Source organism: Thalassotalea sp. G20_0 (genome assembly GCF_017744175.1).
Classification (GTDB): domain Bacteria; phylum Pseudomonadota; class Gammaproteobacteria; order Pseudomonadales; family Endozoicomonadaceae; genus Endozoicomonas.
Window position 1 is genome coordinate 1 of the sequence record NZ_JAGHQV010000063.1, and the last position, 19811, is coordinate 19811.

Annotated in this window: 9 protein-coding genes; 1 reads left to right on the forward strand and 8 read right to left on the reverse strand. The window is 49.8% G+C overall.

Annotated elements, in window-relative coordinates:
- Positions 1-9: 9 nt before the first annotated feature.
- The 5 genes from J7438_RS22610 to J7438_RS22630 all read right to left on the reverse strand — a co-directional run bounded on the left by J7438_RS22610 (position 10) and on the right by J7438_RS22630 (position 15885).
- Complete coding sequence (locus J7438_RS22610) at positions 10-3438, reverse strand: RAP domain-containing protein (protein WP_209278354.1); 3429 nt, start codon at positions 3436-3438, stop codon at positions 10-12.
- A 207-nt stretch (positions 3439-3645) separates the two neighbouring features.
- Positions 3646-6954: an RAP domain-containing protein gene (locus J7438_RS22615; RefSeq protein ID WP_209278355.1), complete on the reverse strand. Its 3309-nt coding sequence runs from the start codon at positions 6952-6954 to the stop codon at positions 3646-3648.
- Positions 6955-7131: 177 nt separating this feature from the next.
- On the reverse strand, positions 7132-9756 hold the full coding sequence (locus J7438_RS22620; RefSeq protein ID WP_209278356.1) for an RAP domain-containing protein: 2625 nt from the start codon (positions 9754-9756) through the stop codon (positions 7132-7134).
- An 81-nt stretch (positions 9757-9837) separates the two neighbouring features.
- A complete protein-coding gene (locus J7438_RS22625; protein WP_209278357.1) occupies positions 9838-12726 on the reverse strand; it encodes an RAP domain-containing protein in 2889 nt (962 codons plus the stop codon).
- A 138-nt stretch (positions 12727-12864) separates the two neighbouring features.
- A complete protein-coding gene (locus tag J7438_RS22630) occupies positions 12865-15885 on the reverse strand; it encodes an RAP domain-containing protein (RefSeq protein ID WP_209278358.1) in 3021 nt (1006 codons plus the stop codon).
- Positions 15886-16130: 245 nt separating this feature from the next.
- Here J7438_RS22630 and J7438_RS22635 point away from each other — a divergent pair, with 245 nt between their 5' ends.
- Positions 16131-16442: an RNA recognition motif domain-containing protein gene (locus J7438_RS22635; RefSeq protein ID WP_209278359.1), complete on the forward strand. Its 312-nt coding sequence runs from the start codon at positions 16131-16133 to the stop codon at positions 16440-16442.
- Positions 16443-16500: 58 nt separating this feature from the next.
- Here the strand turns inward: J7438_RS22635 and J7438_RS27955 are convergent, their stop codons facing one another.
- The 3 genes from J7438_RS27955 to J7438_RS22650 form a co-directional block, all read right to left on the reverse strand.
- Positions 16501-16752 carry a hypothetical protein gene (locus tag J7438_RS27955; RefSeq protein WP_286196839.1) on the reverse strand — a complete coding sequence of 84 codons (252 nt, stop codon included), beginning with the start codon at positions 16750-16752 and terminating at the stop codon, positions 16501-16503.
- Between the two features lie 475 nt (positions 16753-17227).
- Positions 17228-18892: an ABC transporter ATP-binding protein gene (locus tag J7438_RS22645; RefSeq protein ID WP_286196840.1), complete on the reverse strand. Its 1665-nt coding sequence runs from the start codon at positions 18890-18892 to the stop codon at positions 17228-17230.
- On the reverse strand, positions 18864-19811 hold a 948-nt coding region (locus J7438_RS22650; RefSeq protein ID WP_209278361.1), incomplete at its 5' end, for an ABC transporter permease. The genes J7438_RS22645 and J7438_RS22650, both read right to left, overlap by 29 nt.

Consider the following 19811-nt stretch of genomic DNA (forward strand, 5'->3'; position numbering starts at 1 on the left):
GGGAAGTGGTTAGTGCCTTTTTTTTCTTTTTCTCTTTTTCTTTCTGTTTTTTGGTTTGTCTGTGTGCTTTTCTGAATTTTCTTCGGCGGTTAAATAACAGTGATCTGGGGATTGTCGCCCTTTATCGGCGGTAACGTTTGTCTCCTCTACCGATCCGATGTCAGGTGATACATAGCCATGCCCCTGTGGCGGGATGTCCACTCTGGTCTTTATTTGATCAATGTATAGTTGCATTGAATTCTGGCTACAAAGCTGGTTAACCGGGATTTCAATGACCTCAAATCCTGATTTTTTCAGCAGTGCTATTTTAAGCAGAGTTGAACCATTCCTGATTTTAAAATCATTACTGACGTAATGAAACGGTCCCTGAATTTCAACAACTATTTTGTGATCTGGCAGGAACAGGTCAGCAGGAGGCAATGAGTTAAGGCTTTTTTCTTGTTCAACCTTCAAAGAGGGCATGCATGATTGGAGTTGATCGCAAAAGTCGGCTTGAGGTTTTGAAATGATTGCCTGGTAATGAGGAACGATCGGACACGCTCTCCCAAGCCAACTGGCGGCCATGGCAATGGTGCGTTGATCTTTTTCATTGTCCGGGGATGTATTTTCCAGGCGAGTAAACAGGTCATCCAGATGCTTTTCAAGCACGTTATTTTTAATAGCATTAGGGGCCAGAGACAACCTGGCACAACATACCATGACTCCCCAGAGAGACATCAATATGAATTGTTGAGAGAGCTGAGAGTTGTCACTGAATCGGCTGAGGAACGATTCGAACGTAGAGATAACCACGTGCAGCTCAACGAGTTCACCCAGCTTCGCCATGGCCCACAGCAGGTTGGCGACTTGCTGAGGATCAAATTGGTCTTTCTGTGGGTTTACGCAGGGCAGCAGCGTGGACACGGCTTCTTTAAGCGCTGGTGTCCACTCTCCGTTGTCCACCAGTTTCGTCATGGCCCAAAGCAGGTTGGCAATTGCCTGTGGTGTAAAGGTGGTTTTATTTGCGTGCACTTGGGGCAACAGCGCGGCTAAAGCTTTTTTAAGTACTGGTGTCTGTTGCAGGCCGTTGTCCACCTGTTTCGCCATGGCCCACAGCAGGTTGGCGATATGCTGAGGAATAAATTGCTCTTTCTTTTCGTTCACGTGGGGCCACAGCCGGACCACAGCTTCGTTGAACTCTGGTGTCTGCTCCTGGCCGTTGTCTACCAGTTTCGCCATGGCCCACAGCAGATTAGCGATACCCTGAGCATTAAATTGGTCCTTCTGTGCGTTAATTTGGGGTAACAGTGCGGCCACGGCCTCGCTGAGCCCTGGTATCCACTCCTGCTTGTTGTCCACCAGTTTCGCCATGGCCCAGAGCAGGTTGATGATAGCCTGGGCATTAAATTGGTCTTTCTGTGCGTTCACGCAGGGCAAAATCGCGGCCACGGCCTCGTTGAACTCTGGTGTCTGCTTCTGCCCATTGTCTACCAGTTTCGCCATAGCCCAGAGCAGGCTGGCGATAGCCTGGGCATTAAATTGGTCTTTCTGTGCGTTCACGTAGGGCAAAAGCGCGGCCATGGCCTCTTCGAGCTCTGGTGTTCGCTCCTGCCCGTTGTCCACCAGTTTCGCCACGGCCCACAGCAGGTTGGCGATATGCTGAGGATTAAATTGGTCTTTCTTTGCATTCACGTGGGGTAACAGCGTGGCCACGGCTTCGTTTAGCTCTGGTGTCCGCTCCTGCCCGTTGTCAACCAGTTTCGCCACGGCCCACAGAAGATTGGCGATATGCTGAGGAATAAATTGGTCTTTCTGTCCGTTCACATGGGGCAAAAGCGCGGCCACGGCCTCGTTGAGATCCGGTGTCCGCTGCTGCCCGATGTCCACCAGTTTCGCCATAGCCCACACAAGGTTGGCGATGTCCTGGGCATTAAATTGGTCTTTCTGTGCGCTCACGTGGGGCAACAGCGCGGCTACGGCCTGGTTAAGCCCTGGTGTGCGCTCCTGCCCGTTGTCCAGCAGTTTCGCCATGGCCCACAGCAGGTTGGCAATGCCCTGAGGAATAAATTGGTCTTTCTGTACGTTTACGTGGGGCAACAACACGGCCACAGCCTCTTTGAGCCCTGGTACCCACTTCTGACTATTGTCCACCAGTTTCGCCATGGCCCACAGCAGGTTAGCGGTATGCTGAGGAATAAATTGGTCTTTCTTTGCATTCACGCGTGGCAACAGCGCGGCCACGGCCTCGTTGAGCCCTGGTGTGTGCTCCTGCCCGTTGTCCAGCAGTTTCGCCATGGCCCACAGCAGATTGGCTATGCCCTGAGGAATAAATTGGTCTTTCTGTTCGTTTACCCGGGGCAACAACACGGCCACAGACTCTTGGAGCCCTGGTACCCACTTCTGACCGTTGTCCACCAGTTTCGCCATGGCCCACAGCAGGTTAGCGGTATGCTGAGGAATAAAATGGTCTTTCTGTGCTTTTACACAGGGCAGCAGAGCGGCCACGACCTCGTTGAGCCCTGGTGTCCACTCCTGGCCGTTGTCCACCAGTTTCGCCATGGACCACAGCAGGTTGGTGATATGCTGAGGAATAAACTGGTCTTTCTGTGCATTCACATGGGGCAACAGCGCGGCCACGGCCTTTTTGATTTCTGGTGTCGGCTCCTGCCCTTTGTCCACCAGTTTTGCCATGGCCCACAGCAGGTTGGTGATAGCCTGTGGTTTAAAGTGGGCTTTCTGTGCGTTTATCTGGGGCAACAGCGCGGCCACAGCCTCTTTGAGTACTGGTGTTTGCTCCTGCCCGTTGTCCACCAGTTTCGCCATGGCCCAGAGCAGGTTGGCGATTCCCCGGGCATCAATATCCCATGCTTCAGCTTTTCGGTTGCACTTGAATATCATTGTATCCAGTAGCAAGGACAGTAGGGCCGTTTGAGTGTGCTTAACACGCTCATCCATGGGTCTATAAGGGGTAAAAACACCCGCTGAAGCCAAGGCATGAAGTGTTGTTGACAGGCTTCGCCAACTCCAACTCCGTGTTACGGTAAAATTTTGCAGCAAACGTATCAGCTGGCTTTGTTCCGTCTGGTTTAACGGTCTTTTAGCAGCTGACGTGTATTGTTTGATTGAATTGGCATATAGACCGTGATTTCTCCCATCATAGCGATGACCGAAACGACCCGATCTACTCAGCAAACCATCCATTATTTCCTGCTTGATGAGAGCATTAAAATCTTGAGCAGGGTTTACTGAACGGCTCTGCAGATATTGAGAAGTGTATGCACCAGAAGAATGGTAAAATCCATTACGCCTCGGGGTGTTGCGTGGGGGATTATGCCATTGTCTGACTGTGGCATCTCTATATCGCCCACGCCTTGAATATCCGGGATGGTCATCCGGCTGGTTGTAATCTTTATCGGATCTTGCGTATTTACCACTGATACCAGCAGAGCTTCTATCCATAATTACATTTCATCAATTCATGAAAATATAAAAAAACAGACTGCTGTTCTGTTCAGAAGTTCATTTTGCTGGATGGTCTAAGTAGTTGGGGAAGCCTATCTACATCTACGATGCCACCAGTCCCCTATGTTCAAATCATCCGGGGCGAGAGGGCAACAGGTCCTCAACACTGGACACCTTCCATGGAATGTGAAAACGGCTCTTGAGTCATGATGGGAGCGAGGAGATGACTGGCTGTTTTTTTATCTTCTTTTTTCTATTTTTTGGTTTGCCTGTTTGCTTTTTCGAATGTTTTTTGGCGGTTAAGTAACAGTGGTCTTGCCAGCCTTTATCGGCAGTAACGTATGCCTCATCTGCCCCCCCACTTTTAAGTGATGCAGAGCCATGACCTGGTGGCGGGATATCTACTCTGGTTTTTATTTGATCAATGCATTGTTTCATCGAATCCTGATTCCAAAGCATGTTAACCGGGATTTCAATGACCTCAAATCCTGATTTTTGCAACAGTGCGATTTTAAGCAGAGTCGAACCATTCCTGGTTTTGAAATCATCACTCACGTAATGAGACGGTCCCTGAACTTCAATGACAATGTTGTGATCTGGCAGCAGCAGGTCAACCGGAGGCAATGAGTTCAGACTCTTTTCTTCTTCAATCTGCAAAGATGGAATGCATGATTGGAGTTGAGTGCGGAAGTCGGTTTGAGGTTTTGAAATGGTTGTCTGGTAATGGGGGACGAACGGACAGGCTCTGCCAAGCCAACTGGCGGCCATGGCCATGGTGCGTTGATCCTCCTCATTGTCTGGGAACGTATTTTCCAGGCGAGTAAACAGTCCATCTATGAGCTTTTCAAGCCAGTTATTTTTATTGGCATTGGAGACCAGAGAGAACCTGGCACAGCATACCATGACTCCCCAGAGAGACATCCATATATCTTGCTGAGAGAACTGAGGGTTTTCACGGATTCGGTAGACAAGTGATTTGAAGGTAGAGGTAACCATGTTCAGCTCAATGAGCTCACCCATTTTCGCCGTGGCCCACAGCAGGTTAGCGATTTCCTGTGGTTTAAAATTAGCTTTCTGTACGTTCACGTGGTGCAACAGTGCGGCTATGGCCTCTTTGAGCCCTGGTCTCTGTTCCTGTCCGTTGCCCACCAGTTTTGCCATGGCCCAAAGCAGGTTGGCGATATTCTGAGGAATAAATTGGTCTTTCTGTGTGTTCACGTGGGGTAGCAGCGCGGCTACGGCCTCGTTTAGCCCTGGTGTCTGCTCTTGCCCGTTATCCACCAGTTTCGCCATGGCCCACAGAAGGTTGGCAATATGCTGGGCACTAAATTGGTCTTTCTGTGTATTCACGAGGGCCAACAACGTGGCCATGGCCTCTTTGAACTCTGGTGTCCGCTCCTGGCCATTGTCCACCAATTTCACCATGACCCACAGCAAGCTGGCAATATCCTGAGGAATAAATTGGTCTTTCTGTGCGCTCACGCGAGGCAATATCGCGGCCACGACCGCTTTGAACCTTGGTGACCAGTTTTGCCTGTTGACTGCCAGTTTTGCCACTGCCCACAGAAGGTTGGCGATACCCTGAGCATTAAATTGATCTTTCTGTGCGTTTATGTGGGGCAACAGCACAGCCACGGCCTTGTAGAGCCCAGGTGTTCGCTCCTGCCCGTTGTCCACCAGTTTCGCCATGGCCCACAGCAGGTTGGCGATATGCTGAGGGATAAATTGGTCTTTGTGTATTTTCACGTGGGGCAACAGCGCGGCCATGGCCTCGTTAAGCCCTGGTGTCAGCTCCTGCCCGTTGTCCATCAGTTTCGCCATGGCCCATACCAGGTTGGCGATATGCTGAGGAATAAATTGGTCTTTCTTTGCATTCACGTTGGGCAACAGCGCGGTCACGGCCTCGTTGAGTTCGGGTGTCCGCTCCTGCCTGTTGTCTAACAGTTTCGCCATGGCCCATAGCAGGTTGGTGACTTCCTGTGGTTTAAAGTGAGCTTTCTGTGTGTTCACGCAGGGCAAAAGCGCGGCCACGGCCTCTTCGAGTTCTGTTGTTCGTTCCTGACCGTTGTCCACCAGTTTCGCCATAGTCCACAGCAGGTTGGCGATAGCCTGGGCATTAAATTGGTCATTCTGTGCTTTCACACAGGGCAAAAGCGCGGCCATGGCCTCTTCAAGTTCTGGTGTTCGCTCCTGCCCGTTGTCCACCAGTTTCGCCATGGCCCACAGCAGGTTGGCGATTTCCCGGGGTTTAAAGTTAGCTGTTTGTACGTTCACCCGGGACAACAGCGCGGACATGGCCTTTTTGAGCTCTGGTGTCCGCTCCTGCCCATTGTCTACCAGTTTCGCCATGGCCCATAGCAGGTTGGTGACTTCCTGTGGTTTAAAGTGAGCTTTCTGTCTGTTCACGTGGGGCAACAGCGCGGTCAGGGTCTCTTTTAACTCTGGTGTCTGCTCCTTCCCGTTGTCCACCAGTTTCGCCATGGCCCACAGCAGGTTGGCGATATGCTGAGGGATAAATTGGTCTTTCTGTATTTTTACGTGGGGCAACAGAGCGGCCACAGCCTTGTTAAGCCCTGGTGTCAGCTTCTGCCCGTTGTCCACCAGTTTCGCCATGGCCCACAGCAGGTTGGCGATACCCTGAGCATTAAATTGGTCTTTCTTTGCGTTCACGTGGGGCAACAGCGCGGCCACTGCCTCTTTGAGCTCTGGTGTTCGTCCCTGTCCATTATCCACCAGCTTCGCCATGGCCCACAGCAGGTTGACGATATGCTGAGGAATAAATTGGTCTCTCTGTGCGTTCACGTGGGGTAACAGCGCAGCCAGGGCCTCTTTGAACCCTGATGTCCACTCTTGCCCATTACTCACAAGTTTTGCCATGGCCCACAGCAGGTTAGCGATTCCCGGGCCATCAATATCCCTGGCTTGAGGTTTTTGGTTGCACTTGAATATTATTGCATCAAGCAGGTTGGACAATAAGGCAGCTTGAGTAAGCTTTGCACATTCATGCATGGGTTTATGAGGGGTAAAAACACCGGCTGAAGTCAATGAATGAAGTGTTGTTGACAGGCTTCGCCAACTCCAACTCCGTGTTGCTGTAAAATTTTGCAGAAAACGCATCAGCTGGCCTTGTTCCTCTTGATTGAGCGGTCTTTTAGCAGCTGACGTGTATTTTTTAATTGAACTGGCATATTGACTGTGATTTCTCCCATCATAGGAACGACCGAAACGATCAGATGTGCTCACCAGGCCAGCCATTATTTCCTGTTTGATCAGAGCATTAAAATCCTCAGCAGGGTTTACTGAACGGTACTGTAGATATTGAGAAGAGCGTGTGCCAGAAGAACGGTAAAGTTCATTACGCCCCGAGGTAGTGCGAGGGGGATTATCCCATTGTCTGACTGTACAATGTCTATATCGCCCATGCCTTGAAGAAGCAGCATGGTCATTCGGCTGGTTGTAATTTTTATCGGATCTTGCGTATTTACCACTGATACCAGCAGAGCTTCTATCCATAATTACATTTCATCAATTCATGGAAATATAAAAAGCAGACTGCTGTTCGGTTCAGAAGTTCATTTTTTACTTTTTGGTATACTTGGTTGCTCTGCTGAATGTTTTTCGGCGGTTAAGTTACAGTGTTGCCATCCTTTATCTTTATCGACAGTAACACATAGCTCATTTTTACCGCTTTTAAATAAGTGATACTGAGCCATGTCCCTGTAGTGGGATGTTCACCCTGGTGATTATTTGATCAAAGCATTGTTTCATGAAATCCCGGTTCTCAAGCTGGTTAACCGGGATTTCTATAACCTCAAATCCTGATTTTTGCAGCAGTGTGATTTTAAGCAGAGTCGAACCATTCCTGGTTTTGAAATCACCACCCACGTAATGAGAAGGTCCCTGAATTTCAATTACCATGTTGTGATCTGGCAGCAGCAGGTCAACCGGAGGTAATGAGTTCAGACTTTTTTCTTCTTCAATCTGCAAAGAGGGAATGCGTGATTGGAGTAGATCGCGAAAGTCAGATTGACGTTTTGACATGGTAGTCCGGTAATGGGGGATGACCGGACACGCTTTGCCAAGCCAACTTGCGGCCATGGCCATCATGGATTGATCCTCGTGATTGTCTGGATATGTATTTTCCAGGCGAGTAAAAAGGGCATCCATGTGCTTTTCAAGCGCATTATTTTTATTGGGATCTGAGACCAGGGTCAACCTGGCACAGCAGACCATTACCCCCCAGAGAGACATAAATATGTCTTGCTGAGAGAGCTGAGGTTTTTCACTGATTTTGCAGACAAGCGATTCGAACGTAGAGGTAAACACGTTCAGCTCAACGAGCTCACCCATTTTCGCCATGGCCCACAGCAGGTTGGCGATATGCTTAGGAATAAATTGGTCTTTCTGTTCGTTCACGAGGGGCAACAGCGCGGCCATAGACTTATTGAGCTCTGGTGTCTGCTCCTGCCCGTTTTCCATCAGTTTCGCCATGGCCCATAGCAAGTTGGCAATATCCCGGGCATTAAATTGGCCTTTCATTGCGTTCACGTGAGGCAACAGCGAGGCCACGGCGTTGTTGAGTTCTGCTGTTTGCTCCTGCCCATTGTCCAGCAGTTTCGCCATGACCCACAGCAGGTTGGCGATTTCCTGTGGGTTAAAGTCAGCTATATTTGCGTTCACGAGAGGTAACAGCGCGGCCAAGGCCTCTATGAGCCCCGGTATCCACTCCTGCCCGTTGTCCACCAGTTTCACCATGGACCACAGCAGATTGGCGATTTGCTTCGGGTTAAAGTTAGCTTTCTGTACGTTCACGCGGGGCAACAGAGCGGCCACGGCCTCTTTGAGCCCTGGTGTCTGTTCCTTCCCGTTGTCCACCAGTTTTGCCATGGCCCACAGCAGGTTGGCGATAGCCTGTGATTTAAAGTTAGCTTTCTGTACGTTCACGAGGGGCAACAGCGCTGCCATCGCTTCTTTGAGCCCCGGTGTCTGCTCCTGCCCGTTGTCCAACAGTTTCGCCATAGTCCACAGCAGGATGGCGATACCCTGTGGTGTAAAGTTAGCTTTCTGTGCGTTTACGTGGAGCAACAGCCTGGCCATGGCCTCGTTGAGCTCTGGTGTCCACTCCTGCCCGTTGTTCACCAGTTTCACCATGGCCCACAGCAGATTAGCGATTTCCTGTGGTTTAAAGTAAGCTTCCCTTGCGTTCACGAGCGGCAACAGCGCGGCTACAGCCTCGTTGAGCTCTGGTGTTCGCTCCTGCCCTAAGTCCACCAGTTTTGCCATGGCCCACAACAGATTGGCGATACCCTGGGCATTAAACTGGTCTTTCTGTGCGTTCACGTGGAGCAACAGCGCGGCTACGGCCTTGTTGAGGTCCGGTGTCTGCTCCTGCCCATTGTCCACCAGTTTCGCCATGGCCCACAGCAGGTTGACGATGCCCTGAGGTTTAAAGTCATCTTTTTGTACGTTCACGTTGGGTAACAGCGCGGCCACGGTCTCTTTGAATCCTGGTGTCCGTTCCTGACCGTTATTCACCAGTTTCGCCATGGCCCACAGCAGGTTAGCGGTATTCTGAGGTATAAATTGGTCTTTCAGTGCGTTCACGTGAGGCAACAGCGCGGCCACAGCCTCGTTGAGCTCTGGTGTCAACTCCTGGCCGTTGTCCACCAGTTTCGCCATGGCCCACAGCAGGTTGGCGATTCCCCGGACATCAATATCCCATGCTTCAGCTTTTTGGTTGCACTTGAATGTTATTGCATCCAGTAGTGTTGACAATAAGACAGCTTGTGTACGCTTAACACGCGGATCCATGGGTTTATGAGGGGTAAAAATACCCGCTGAAGTAAATGAGTGAAATGTTGTCGTCAGGCTTCGCCAATTCCAGCTCCGTTTTGCTGTGAAATTTTGTAGCAAACGCATCAGCTGGCTTTGTTCAGCTCGATTTAACGGTCTTTTAGCAGCTGACGTGTAGTTTTTTATTGAATTGGCATATTGCCCGTGATTTCTCCCTTTATAGCGATGACCGACACGCTCCGATTGACTCACCAGGTCATCCATTATTTTCTGTTTGGTGAGAGCATTAAAATCTTGAGCAGAGTTTACTGAACGGCGCAGCAGATATTGAGAAGAGCATGCGGCAGAAGAAGGGTAAAATTCATTGCGTCTCGTGGCGGTGCGGGGAGGATTATCCCATTGTCTGACTGTGGCATCTCTATATCGTCCATGCCTTGAAGATGCGGCATGGTCATTTGGTTGGTAGAAATCATTATCTGACCTGGCGTATTGACCACTGATACCAGCAGAGCTTCTATCCATAATTACATTTCATTAATTCATGAAAATATAAAAAGCAGACTACTGCTATGTTCAGAAGTTCATACTGATGAAATATCCGGGTTAAGTAATGGATACAGAACCATGCCCTTGTGCCCGGATGTCTACCCTGGTCTTTATGTGATTAATACACAGTTTCATTGAATCCAGGTTCCAAAGCTGGTTAACCGGGATTTCAATGACCTCAAATCCTGATTTTTTCAGCAGGGCGATTTTAAGCAGAGTCGAACCATTCTTGGTATTGAAATCACCACTCACATAATGAGTGGGTCCCTGAATTTCAATAACCATGTTGTAATCCGGCAGTAATAGGTCAACCGGAGGCAATGAGTTCAGACACTTTTCTTCTTCAATCTTCAAAGAGGGAATGCGTGATTGGAGTTGTTCGCGGAAGCCGGTTTGAGGTTGTGAGACGACTATCCGGTAATGGGGGGTAACCGGACAGGGTCTCCCGAGCCAACTTGCGGCCATGGCAATGACGCGTTTATCCTCATCGTTGTCCGGGGATGTATTTTCCAGGCGAGTAAACAGGTCATCCATGTGCTTTTCAAACACATTATTTTTATTGGCCTTAGAGACCAGAAACAACCTGGCACAGCATACCATTACTCCCCAGAGAGACATCAATATTGCCTTGAGAGAGACATGAGGGTTTTTACTGATTCGGTGGACAAGAGGCTCAAACGTGGCCATAGCCACGTTCAGATCAACGAACTCACCCAGTTTCGCCATGGCCCACAGCAGGTTGGCAATATGCTGAGGAGTAAATTGGTCTTTCTGTGCGTTCACGAGGAGTAACAGAGCGGCCACGGCTTTGTTGAACTCTGGTGTCTGCTCCTGCCCGTTTTCCACCAGTTTTGCCATGGCCCACAGCAGGTTGGCAATAGCCTGGGGTTTAAAGTTAGCTTTTTGTGCGTTCACGAGGGGCAACAACGTGGCTACGACCTCATTGAACTCTGGTGTTCGCTCCTTTCCGTTATCCATCAGCTTCGCCAAGGCCCACAGCAGGTTGGCGATACCCTGTGGTTTAAAGTTAGCTTTCTGTGCGTTGACGTGGGGCAACAGCGCGGCTATGGCGTCGTTTAGCCCTGAGGTCATGTCCTGCCCGTTGTCCACCAGTTTCGCCATGGCCCACAGCAGGTTGGCGATACTATGGGCAGTAAAATTGTCTTTCTGTACTTTCACGCGGGGCAGCAGCGCGGCCACAGCATGGTTGAGTTCTGGTGTACGCTTCTGCCCGTTGTCCACCAGTTTTGCAATGGACCACATCAGATTGGCAATTTCCTGTGGTTTAAAGTTAGCTTTCTGTGCGTTCACGAGGGGCAACAGCGCGACCACAGCCTCTCTAAGCCCCGGTGCACACTCCTGTTCGTTGTCTACCAGTTTCGCTATGGCCCACAGCAGGTTGGCGATATGCTGAGGAATAAATTGGTCTCTCTGTGCGCTCACGTGGGGCAACAGCCTGACCACGGCCTTATTGAGCGCTGGTGTTCGCTCCTGCTCATTGTCCACCAGTTTCGCTATGGCCCACAGCAGGTTGGCGATATGCTGAGGAATAAATTGGTCTTTATGTGCGCTCACGTGGGGCAGCAGCGCGACCACGGTCATTTTGAACTCTGGCGTCCGCTCCAGCCCGTTGTTCACCAGTTTTGCCATGGCCCACAGCAGATTGGCGATTTCCTGTGGTGTAAAGTTAGCTTTGCGCGCGTTCACATGTGGTAATAGCGCGGCCAGAGCCTCTTCGAGTTCTGGTGTCCATTCCTGCCCGTTGTCCACCAGTTTCGCCATGGCCCACACCAGGTTGGCGATACCCTGGGCAGCAAATTGGTCTTTCAGTGCGTTCACATGAGGCAACAGCGCAGCCAGGGCCTCGTTGAGTTCCGGTGTCTGCTTATACCCGTTGTCCACCAGTTTCGCCATGGCCCACAGCAGGATGGCGATTTCTCGTGGCTTGAAGTTAGCTTTCGGTGCATTTATGTGGGGTAACAGCGCAGCTAAAGCCTGTTTCAACGCTGGTGTCTGCTGCTGGCCGTTGTCCACCAGTTTCGCCAGGGCCCAGAGTATGTTGGCGATTTCCTGTGGCTTAAAGTTAGCTTTCTGTGCGTTTACATGGGGCAACAGGGTAGCCAGGGCTTCTTTGCGTTCTGGTGTCTGCTTCTGTCCTTTGTCCGCCAGTTTCGCAATGGACCACAGCAGATTGGCGATTTCCTGTGGATTAAAATTGTTTTTCCGGGCGTTTAACAGGGACAATAGCGCGGCCACGGCCTGTTTCAGCTCTGGTGTCTGATCCTGCCCCAAGTCCACCATTTTCGCCATGGCCCACAGCAGGTTGGCAATTCCCTGATTATCAATATACCTGACTTCAGATGTTTGATGGCACTTGAATATTATTGCATCAAATAGCGTTGACAATATGTTCGCTTGAGTAAGCTTGACGCGCTCATCCATGGGCTTATGAGTGGTAAAAACACCTGCTGAAGTCAATGAATGAAGTGTTGTCGACAGGCTTAGCCAATTCCAGCTGCGTGCTGCGGTAAAATGTTGCAGCAAACGTAGCAGCTGGCTTTGTTCAGCTCGATTTAACGGTCGTTTAACAGCTAATGAGTATTTTTTAATTGAACTGGCATATTGCCCGTGATTCCTCCCATCATAGCGATAACCGAAACGATCCGATTTTTTCAGCAGGTCATCCATTATTTCCTGTTTAATGAGGGCATTAAAATCTGGAGCAGGGTGTACTGAACGGCACAGTAAATATTGAGAAGAGCGTGCGTCATAAGAGTGGTAAGATTCGTTACGCCCCGGGGTAGTGCGGGAGGAATGATCCCGCCGTCTGACTGTACCCTGTCTGTATTGCCCATGCCTTGAAGAAGCGGCATGGTTATCCGGTTGGTGATAATCATTACCTGACCTTGCGTATTTACCACGGATACCAGCAGTGCTTCTATCCATAATTACATTTCATTAGTTCATGAAAATATAAAAAGCAGACTGCGATTCTGTTCAGAAGTTCATTTTGCTGGAATGTGAACATGGTTCAGGAACCATAATGAAAGGGAAGAGGTTATTACCATGAAAGGGAAGAGGTTATTACCTTCTTTTTCTCTTCCTTTTTCTTTTTGGTTTGCGTGTTTGCTGTTCTGAATGTTCTTCGGCCGTTAAGTAAGAGTGATCTGAGAATTGCCATCCTTTATTGGCAGTAACCTTGGCCTCTTCTGTCCACCCGATGTTAAATGATACAGCACCATGATCTTGTGCCGGGGTGTCTACCCTGGTCTTTATTTGATCAATACATCTATTCATTAAACCTTTGTTCCAAAACTCGTTCACCGGGATTTCAATGACCTCAAATCCTGATTTTCTCAGGAGTGCGATTTTAAGCAGAGTTGAACCATTCCGGGTTTTGAAATCACCACTGACGTAATGAGATGGTCCCTGAACTTCAATAATAATGTTGTGATCTGGCAGTAGCAGATCAACTGGAGGTAATGAATGCAGACTCTTTTCTTCTTCAATTTTCAAAGAGGGAATGCGAGATTGGAGTTGATTGCGGAAGATGGTCTGATATTTTGAAGTGGTTGTCTGGTAATAGGGGGTGACCGGACATGGTTTTCCAAGCCAACATGCGGCCATGGCAAGGATGGATTGATCCTCTTCATTGACCGGGGATATATTTTCCAGGCGAGTAAACAGGTCATCCATGTGCTTTTCAAGCACATGATTTCTATTGGTATTGGAGTCCAGAGACAATCTGGCACAGCATACCATGACTCCCCAGAGAGACATCAATATGGCGTGGTGAGTGAACTGAGGGTTGTAACTGATTTGGTAGACAAGGGATTCGAACGTAGAGGTAGCCATGTTCAGCTCAACGAACTCACCGAGTTTCGCCATGGCCCACAGCAGGTTGGCAATTTCCTGTGGTTTAAGATGAGTTTTCTGTGCGTTCACGTGGGACAACAGCACGGCTATGGCTTCGTTGAGTTCTGGTGTCCGCTCCTGGCCGTTGTCCACCAGTTTGGCCATGGCCCACAGCAGGTTGGTGATTTCCTGTGGTTTAAAGTGAGTTTTCTGTGCGTTCACATGGGGCAACAGCGCTGCCACGGCTTCGTTGAGTTCTGGTGTCTGCTCCTGGCCGTTGTCCACCAGTTTTGCCAAGGCCCACATCAGGTTGGCGATACCCTGGGCTTTAAATTGGTCTTTCTGTACGTTCACGTGGGGCAACAGCGTAACCACGGCCTCGTTGAACCTTGGTGTCAGGTCCTGCCTGTCCACCAGTTTCGCCAAGGCCCATAGCAGGTTGGCGATATGCTGAGGAATAAACTGGTTTTTCTCTGAGTTCACGTGGGGTAACAGTGCGGCCACAGCTTCTTTGAGCCCTGGTGTCCATTGCTGCCCGTTGTCCACCAGTTTGGCCATGGCCCACAGCAGGTTGGCGATTTCCTGTGGTTTAAAGTTAGCTTTCTGTGCATTTACTTGAGGTAACAGCGCGGCCACAGCTTCTTTCAACTCTGGTGTCAGCTCCTGCCCGTTGTCCACCAGTTTTGCCATGGCCCACAGCAGGTTGGCGATTTCCTGTGCTTTAAAGTGAGTTTTCTGTGCGTTCACATGGGGCAACACTGCGGCCAGGACCTTGTTGAGCTCTGGTGTCCGCTCCTGCCCGTTGCCCGCCAGTTTTGCCATGGCCCATATCAGGTTGGCGATACCCTGGGCATTAAACTGGTCTTTCTGTGCGTTCATGATGGGCAACAGCGCGGCCATGGCCTTCTTGAGACCTGGTATCTGCTCCTGCTTGTTGTCCAACAGTTTCGCCATGGCCCACAGCAGATTGGCGATAGCCTGAGGATTAAATTGGTCTTTCTGTTCGTTGACCTGGGGCAACAGTGCGGCCACGGCTTCGTTGAACTCTGGTGTCCGCTCTTGCCCATTGTCCACCAGTTTCGCCATGGCCCACAGCAGGTTGGAGATTTCCTGTGGTTTAAAGTCAGCTTTCTTTGCGTTTACCAGGGACAGCAGCGAGGCCACGGCTTCGTTGAGCTCTGATGTCCGATCCTGCCCGTTGTCCACCAGTTTCGCCATGGCCCACAGCAGGTTGGCGATAGCCTGGGCATTAAATTGGTCTTTCTGTATGTTCACCTGGGTCAACAGTTCGGCCACAGCTTCTTTGAGCCCTGGTGGCCACCCCTTCCCGCTGTCCACCAGTTTCGCCAAGGCCCATAGCAGGTTGGCGATATGCTGAGGAATAAACTGGTTTTTCTCTGAGTTCACGTGGGGTAACAGTGCGGCCACAGCTTCTTTGAGCCCTGGTGTCCATTGCTGCCCGTTGTCCACCAGTTTGGCCATGGCCCACAGCAGGTTGGCGATATGCTGAGGAATAAACTGGTTTTTCTCTGAGTTCACGTGGGGTAACAGCGCGGCCACAGCTTCTTTGAGCCCTGGTGTCCATTGCTGCCCGTTGTCCACCAGTTTTGCCATGGCCCACAGCAGATTGGCGATTCCCTGGGCATCAATATCCCATGCTTGAGGTTTTTGGTTGCACTTGAATATGGTTGCATCAAGTAGCTTTGATAGTAAGGCAGCTTGAGTAAGTTTAACACGCTCACCCATCGGTTTATGAGGGGTAAAAACACCCGCTGAAGTAAATGAATAAAGTGTGGTCGTCAGGCTTCGCCAATTCCAGCTCTGTGTGACTGAAAAATTTTGTAGCAAACGTATCAGCTGGCTTTGTTCCGCTGGATTTAAAGGTCTTTTTGACGCTGACGTGTATTTTTTAATTAAACTGGCATATTGCCCGTGATTTCTCCCATCATAGTGATGACCGAAATGATCCGATTTACTCATCAGATCATTCATTATTTCCTGTCTGATGAGGGCACTAAAATCTTCAGCAGGGTTTATTGAACGGTGCATTAGGTATTGAGAAGGCCGTGCGCCAGAAGAGTGGCAAAATTCATTGCGCCCCGGGGTAGTACGTGAGAAGTTATCACGTCGTCTGACTGTAACCTGTCTATATTGCCCATGCCTTGAAGAAGCGGCATGATCATCCGGTTGGTTGTAATCATCGCCTGATCTTGTGTATTTACCACAGATACCAGCAGTGCTTCTATCCATAATTATATTTCATTAATTCATGAGAATATAAAAAGCAGACTGCTGTTCTGTTCATAAGTTCATTTGATGGAATGTCTATAATTCCCTGGTCTGTTAATGATCAAAAGAAAGCTGCCGATAAGCCAGTGGACAACAACAGTGTGATGTGACAATCTGATCATTGTTACATTTTGTTGATCTTGATGTTGATACTGCTTTTCTACGCAAGGACTTGCGTTCAACCTAGAGAAAAACCAGAGTTTTCCATGCAAAAAAGGACTTTATACATTGGTAACCTGGCGTATACCGCCGTTGAAGAGGATCTTGAACAGGCCTTTGAATCATTTGGTGTCATTGAAGATATCAAACTGATGAGGGACCGGGAGACTGGGCGCTCAAGGGGCTTTGCATTCATCACCTTTGAAAAAGAAACGGAAGCGGAAGCCGCCAGAACTATGGATGGCAAGGAAGTAGCCGGGCGGCCATTAAGAGTGAATGGCGCTCGGCAGAAGGAATCTGGTCAGCGAGATTCAGCCAAAAGACAGCCAAGGTCTTTTAATAACAATTTTAACCGCTAATGACTTAATCAGATATCACTTCAGCAGCGGTGCTGTGAGCTTCACGGGTATGTGCGGCTCACTCTCTTGCCTCATACGCCAAAAGAGCCAGGGCAGCTCCGATGGTAGCTCCCCCGAGACAAACCACAGTACCGGAAACATTGAGCACGCCACAAGTAGCTACAGCATGATTAAATACAACGCCACCACAAGCCCCGGCAGCAGCCCCGGCACCAGTAACTAAACCTATTGGGGCATCAGCAGCAGCCCCGAGAGCCCCGATAGCAGCCACAGGAATAAACACAGCAGTATTCGCAGCAATTGCAATCACTGAGGCAGGATTCAAGGACCCGTTAAGAACCACGCCACTGGCAAAGCCAGCGTACAAACCACCGAGATAAATTGAGGCAGTTCTGCCAAAGATTGGGATAGCTTTTATCGAAATTTTTACTACTCGCTCAGACAACGGGATTTGGTTTATCTGTTCTACTTCATCATCAGTTAATTGTCTTGTACATGTCAGGCAGTTTCTTTGGCCAGAACTTTCCATCCATCTCTGCATGCATGATCTGCCAAAAGTATGCCCACACGTTGGTTTGAAGGGGCTGCATTGCGCTGAATCGTGACAGATTATACAGCCAACGCCGTCAGTAATACCCATATAAAAAAATCACTGTTTCAATTTCTGACATCTGTATTGTATCTGCTGACATCTGTATCTGGTTTTGGTTCCCTACGGGTACCGGGAACTATGAAGAGTATATTCTGAAGGTGCCCGCTAAAATTCGGCAAATAAAAAGGAAAGCCTATTCTCGGTCAGCCTCCTGAGGAATTTTCTGTGATTCAAAAGCAGCACTGATTAACTCTCGCGTATAGGCTTCTACAGGCTGGTTAAAAATCTGTCGGGTAGTTCCCTGTTCGACAATCTTTCCCCCCTGCATCACGACAATTCGATGACTCATGGCTTTCACCACCGCCAGGTCATGGCTGATAAAAATGTAACTCAGGTGGTATTTTTTCTGCAGGTTGCGCAGTAAATCGATGATCTGGGATTGGACGGTTCTGTCCAGCGCGGACGTTGGCTCGTCCAGCACCATCAGTCTGGGTTTCAGCACCAGAGCCCTGGCAATGGAGATACGCTGGCGCTGGCCACCGGAAAACTCATGGGGATAACGGTGACGACACTCCGGGTCAAGGCCAACATCATCCAATGCAGCGATGATCTGTTCTTCACGATTGGCTTCAGTGGCCAGTTTATGTATATCAAGGCCTTCACCAACAATATCAGCAACCGTCATGCGTGGGCTGAGACTGCCAAAGGGATCCTGAAACACGATCTGCATTTCCCGTCGCAGTGGCCGGAACTGGTCCTGATTCATAGTGTCGATACGTGTATCTTCAAACCTGATCAGGCCCTCTGATGTCTGCAGTTTCAACAGTGCCATGCCCAGGGTTGTTTTACCGGAACCGGACTCACCAACAATGCCCAGGGTTTCGCCCTGGTGAATGGTGAGCGATAAATCAGTGACCGCCTTCACATGGCCTACGTTTTTTTTGAAAAACCCTTTTTTGATCGGGAACCAGACTTTGATCTTTTCGCCAGTGACCAGGGGCGTGGGGTGTTCGTTCAGAGGTTCAGGTTCTCCGTCAGGTTCGGCATTGAGCAGGTCGATGGTGTAGGGGTGTTGAGGCGCTGTGAACACGGATTTCGTGATGCCCTGCTCAACAATCTCACCGTCTTTCATCACGCAGATTCGATCCGAAACATGGCGTATCAGGTTAAGGTCGTGACTGATAAACAGAATGGCCATACCCAGTTTCTGCTGAAGGTCCGCCAGCAGACTGAGAATTTGTCGTTGCACGGTTACATCCAGAGCGGTGGTTGGCTCATCGGCAATCAGCAGTGTTGGTTCACAGGCGAGGGCCATGGCAATCATGGCCCGTTGTCGCTGTCCACCGGACAGCTCATGGGGATAGGCCTTTAAACGGTTACTGGCATCACGAATACCAACCAGTTCCAGCAGTTCCAGTGTCTTAGCCGTTGCCTCATTGTTTTGCAGGCCAAGGTGTATAGCTAGTACTTCGCCTATCTGCTTTTCAATGGTATGCAGCGGATTGAGCGCTGTCATTGGCTCCTGAAAGATCATACTGATCTTATGGCCACGAATTTTGCGCATTTGTGATTTGGAAAAACCCAGCAGGGCCTCATCGGCAAACGCTATTTCTCCAGAGCAATGGGCATTTTCCGGAAGAAGCTGCAGGATGCTCAGGGCAGTAATGGATTTGCCGGATCCGGACTCACCGACCAGGCCAACGGTTTCTCCGGCATTGACAGAGAACGACACACCTTTAACGGCATCAACACGGTTCTCACCCTGTTGAAAATCAATCCGGAGATTGTTAATGGCCAATAATGGATTATCCATAAATGTTCGGTTCTCTTTAATAGTATTTTCTCGGATCCAACGCATCCCGGCATGCTTCACCAATAAACACCAGTAACGTCAGCATAATGGACATGACCAGAAATGCGGTAATTCCCAGCCAGGGTGCCTGAAGGTTGTTTTTGCCCTGGGCAATCAACTCGCCAAGGGAAGGGGAGCCAGCCGGCAGGCCGAAACCCAGGAAATCAAGGGAGGTCAGGGTAGTAATGGCTCCTGTCAGAATAAATGGCATAAACGTGACCGTGGCGATCATGGCGTTGGGTAAAATATGCCGGAACATCAAGCGCCCATTGGTCATTCCCAGGGCCCTGGCGGCACGAACATACTCCAGATTTCTGCCCCGGAGAAACTCGGCACGCACCACATCCACCAGTGCCATCCATTGGAATAACAGCATGATACCCAGCAACCACCAGAACCCCGGCTCGACAAAACTGGCAAGGATGATCAACAGGTAGAGATTGGGCATGCCGGACCAGATTTCAATAAAACGCTGTCCGAATAAATCGATTTTGCCGCCGTAAAAACCTTGCAGAGCGCCAACCGCAACACCGATGATGGTACTGAAGAAGGTCAGTGCCAAACCGAAAAGTACCGAAATGCGGAAGCCGTAAATCACCCGTGCCAGCACATCACGGCCCTGGTCATCGGTACCCAGCCAGTTGTCAAGGGAAGGTTGGGCGGGCGCAATACGGGCATAATTAATGGTGTCGTAACTGTAGCGAATGGGCGGCCAGAGCATCCATCCTTTGGGCTCGATCAGTTCTTTGGCAAATTCCTGTCGGTAGTCCATTTCCAGTTCAAACTCTCCGCCAAAGGTGGTTTCCGGATAGGTGACCAGGGTCGGGAAATAGGGGCTGCCATCGTACCAGAGCAGCAGCGGCTTATCGTTAGCCACCACCTCTGCCAGCAGGGTTATGACGAAGAGAATGCTGAATATCCAGAG

What these genes read in the sequence shown, in the direction of transcription:
- J7438_RS22625 (WP_209278357.1), bottom strand. Translation starts at nt 12,726, where the DNA reads ATGGATAGAAGCACTGCTGGTATCCGTGGTAAATACGCAAGGTCAGGT.
- J7438_RS22610 (WP_209278354.1), bottom strand. Translation starts at nt 3,438, where the DNA reads ATGGATAGAAGCTCTGCTGGTATCAGTGGTAAATACGCAAGATCCGAT.
- J7438_RS22645 (WP_286196840.1), bottom strand. Translation starts at nt 18,892, where the DNA reads ATGCGTTGGATCCGAGAAAATACTATTAAAGAGAACCGAACATTTATG.
- J7438_RS22630 (WP_209278358.1), bottom strand. Translation starts at nt 15,885, where the DNA reads ATGGATAGAAGCACTGCTGGTATCTGTGGTAAATACACAAGATCAGGC.
- J7438_RS22635 (WP_209278359.1), top strand. Translation starts at nt 16,131, where the DNA reads ATGCAAAAAAGGACTTTATACATTGGTAACCTGGCGTATACCGCCGTT.
- J7438_RS22620 (WP_209278356.1), bottom strand. Translation starts at nt 9,756, where the DNA reads ATGGATAGAAGCTCTGCTGGTATCAGTGGTCAATACGCCAGGTCAGAT.
- J7438_RS22615 (WP_209278355.1), bottom strand. Translation starts at nt 6,954, where the DNA reads ATGGATAGAAGCTCTGCTGGTATCAGTGGTAAATACGCAAGATCCGAT.